Here is a 2973-nt window from a genome sequence, read left to right on the forward strand (position 1 = left end):
TCACAGAACGACATGGCTACGATCCGACTTGCGGACATAAATATGGTTACTCCAATTACGACAATAAAGACCATAGTAAAAACTCTTTGCCATTAGACTTCTTAATGTTAGGGGAGTTGTTCCAAAATAACCACCACATGAGACCTAACAGCCCTAATTTTGCAGCTAAATGGTTTGAATTTGATCCAACTTACCCTATACTAAAAATGATGCACTGGTTGCGCATCATTAAGATTAGAAAGACAATAAAATAGAAAGAGTTATAAATTAACTCTTTCCGCTCCAACGGCGACTTCCGCTTTTTGGAGTTCTCTTAGCACCACTTAAGTTTGGATCACGATCCTGACTACGTGGTGCTTTGCTATTTTTAGCTGCTGAAGCATTTGCATTACCACCTCGGCGGTGATTTGATGCAGATGGCTTACCGCCTTTAGGTTTATCTTCTTGCTTAGCCATTAAGCCTTGCCAGCTCATTGCATAAGGATTGTCTTCTGCAACTGGAATGCTTAATCCAATCAGCTTTTCAATATCTCTTAAATATTCCTTTTCTTCAGCATCACAGAAAGAAAATGCGGTACCACTCAGGCCTGCACGACCTGTACGGCCAATTCTGTGTACGTAAGTTTCCGGAACATTCGGAAGTTCATAATTAATTACATGCGTCAGTTCATCAACATCAATACCACGGGCAGCAATATCTGTAGCTACTAAAATACGGGTAGTTCTGTCTTTGAAATTCGATAATGCTCTTTGTCTGGCGTTTTGAGATTTGTTACCATGGATGGCTTCTGCTCTCACACCAATTTTAATCAAGTCTTTTACCACCCTGTCAGCACCATGTTTAGTACGTGTAAATACCAAGGCTGTTTGAATTTCTTTATCCTGAAGGATATGGTTTAACAAGGTTCTCTTGTCATTTTTAGCTACAAAATAAATTGATTGAACAATTTTTTCTGCTGTAGATGATACCGGAGTAACCTCAACTTTAGTAGGCTCATGCAAAATAGTGTTTGCTAACTTTTGAATTTCTGTAGGCATGGTTGCCGAGAAAAACAAAGTTTGGCGTTTTGCAGGAAGTTTAGTGATTACTTTTTTAACGTCATGGATAAAACCCATGTCAAGCATTCTGTCGGCTTCATCTAAAACGAAAATCTCAAGGTCGCGTAAGCTGATGAAACCTTGTCCCATTAAGTCTAACAACCTACCTGGAGTAGCTACTAAAATGTCGATACCTTTATGGAGGGCATCAGTTTGTGCTTTCTGACCTACACCACCAAAAATTACCTGGTATTTTAGGGGAAGGTTTCTGCCGTAAGCTTTAAAGCTTTCTTCAATTTGAATAGCAAGCTCACGGGTTGGTGTAAGCACCAATGCTTTAATAGGTCTTGGGCCTTTTGTATTTGCATGTGGCTTGTGCAACAATTGCAACATAGGAATAGCGAAAGCAGCAGTTTTACCTGTACCTGTTTGCGCGCAACCTAAAAGGTCTTTGCCTTGTAATATAGTTGGGATGGATTGTTCTTGTATAGGTGTTGGTTGCGTATAACCTTCTGTTTGTAGTGCCGAAAGTATTGGCTCAATCAGATTTAATTCGTTGAATAACAATATGTAAGTATTTAATGTAAAGTTGTGGGGGATTGAACATATTTCAATCCGTCGCAAAGATACGGATTATTTTATCCTTTAAATAGATTTTTTACGCTTGGTAGAAATGCAGGTAAAATAAAGGGTTATGACGACAAGATATACCTAAAAATTCCGCCTTATTGATTAAATTTGCGAATCAAGAACCCCAGAATCATCATGGCAGAACCGAAATATAACGAAGACAGTATACGGTCACTCGACTGGAAGGAACACATTAGGTTGCGTCCCGGAATGTACATCGGGAAATTAGGTGATGGCTCGGCACACGATGATGGAATCTATGTGTTGCTGAAAGAGATCTTTGACAACTCCATTGATGAGTTCGTCATGGGGGCAGGGCGAACCATAGAGATGACCGTTTCGGAGCATAAAGTGAACATTCGTGATTATGGACGTGGTATCCCTTTAGGAAAAGTGATTGATTGTGTGTCTAAAATTAATACAGGCGGTAAGTACGACAGCAATGCTTTCCAGAAATCTGTGGGACTAAATGGGGTAGGTACGAAAGCAGTAAATGCGTTATCCAACACTTTTATCGTACAGTCGTACCGTGATGGAAAAACAAAAAAAGTAGAATTTTCAAAAGGGGAAATCGTTGTTGATCATCCCATCATTGACACCACCCAAAGAAATGGTACGGCCATTACTTTCTATCCGGATGAAAGCATTTTCAGGAACTACCATTATATATCTGATTTTGTAGAAAGCATGGTTTGGAATTATGTGTTCCTGAACGCGGGCCTAACCGTAAACTATAACGGACAAAAATATTTTTCTGAACGCGGTTTATATGATTTGTTGAATAAAGTAGCTGATGTTGAACACATCCGTTATCCTATTATTCACTTGAAAGGTCATGATATTGAAATCGCTATGACCCATGGTCAGCAATATGGTGAAGACTATCATTCCTTTGTTAACGGGCAGCATACTACACAGGGTGGAACACACCAGGCGGCATTCCGAGAAGCGGTGGTGAAGACTATCCGGGAGTTTTATAAAAAGGAATTTGAGGCTTCAGATATAAGGGCTTCTATTATTGCAGCAATTTCCATTCGTGTACAGGAGCCTGTGTTTGAGTCGCAGACTAAAACAAAGCTAGGCTCTCAGAACATGGGCCCCGAAGGACCATCTGTGCGTACTTTTATTAACGACTTTGTTAAAAAGGAACTTGATGACTATCTACATCGCCATACCGACGTGGCGGATGCGTTACTAAAACGTATCCTGCAATCAGAGCGCGAGCGTAAGGACATTGCAGGAATTAAAAAACTTGCTAATGACCGGGCAAAAAAGGCGTCTTTGCATAATAAAAAACTACGTGAT

2 protein-coding genes and 1 pseudogene are annotated in these 2973 nt (G+C 40.1%); 2 read left to right on the forward strand and 1 reads right to left on the reverse strand.

Annotated features, from left to right (window positions below; all coding sequences use genetic code 11):
* A pseudogene (locus ACR2F3_RS11235) lies at positions 1 to 254 on the forward strand (hypothetical protein); the annotation flags it as partial.
* 13 nt (positions 255 to 267) lie between these two features.
* On the opposite strand, the gene ACR2F3_RS11240 reads toward ACR2F3_RS11235, so the two are convergent.
* Positions 268 to 1605 (reverse strand): DEAD/DEAH box helicase, encoded by a 1338-nt coding sequence (locus ACR2F3_RS11240; protein WP_432710070.1) that lies wholly within the window; start codon positions 1603 to 1605, stop codon positions 268 to 270.
* A gap of 198 nt (positions 1606 to 1803) precedes the next feature.
* Between ACR2F3_RS11240 and ACR2F3_RS11245 the strand changes: the two genes are divergently transcribed.
* Positions 1804 to 2973: ATP-binding protein (locus ACR2F3_RS11245; RefSeq protein WP_432710071.1), on the forward strand; the 1170-nt coding region annotated here is incomplete at its 3' end.

Source organism: Pedobacter sp. (assembly GCF_045627485.1).
Taxonomy (GTDB): Bacteria; Bacteroidota; Bacteroidia; order Sphingobacteriales; family Sphingobacteriaceae; genus Pedobacter.